Here is a 456-nt window from a genome sequence, read left to right as displayed (position 1 = left end):
GTCCTGATGGGCCGCCGCAACCCACGGCTCGCCTTCATGCCCGGGCAGTTCGTGTTCCCCGGGGGCCGGATCGAACTCGGCGACCGCCACATGCCGGTGGCCGGCGCCCTGCCCGACTATGCGGAGGCCGCGTTGACCCGTCAGGTCTCCCGGCAGCCGCACCATCTCGGCCGGGCGCTGGCGCTGGCCGCCATCCGGGAGACCTACGAGGAGACCGGCCTGCTGCTCGGTACGAGCGAGCACGGCCCCCCGGAGAGCGCCCCCACGGGCTGGGAGGCCTTCGCCCGGCACGGGATCCTACCGGACCTGGAGGCGCTGCACTTGGTGGCCCGGGCGATCACCCCGCCCAAGCGCGTGCGCCGGTTCGATACGCGGTTCTTCGCTGTCGATCGCCGCATGGTCGCGGCCGAGGAGACCGGCCGGGTCAGCCCGGAGGCCGAGTTCACCGAACTCGCC

Annotated in this window: 1 protein-coding gene; it reads left to right on the top strand. The window is 73.7% G+C overall.

What is annotated here, in order from left to right; translation table 11 throughout:
* Nucleotides 1-456, top strand: a 456-nt coding sequence (locus tag MPC4_RS20800) for an NUDIX hydrolase (RefSeq protein ID WP_483308854.1), incomplete at both ends; no start/stop codon positions are given.

The sequence above is a fragment of the Methylocella tundrae genome (assembly GCF_901905185.1).
In the GTDB taxonomy this organism is placed as follows: domain Bacteria; phylum Pseudomonadota; class Alphaproteobacteria; order Rhizobiales; family Beijerinckiaceae; genus Methylocapsa; species Methylocapsa tundrae.
This window is presented reverse-complemented; position numbering and strand designations above follow the sequence as displayed.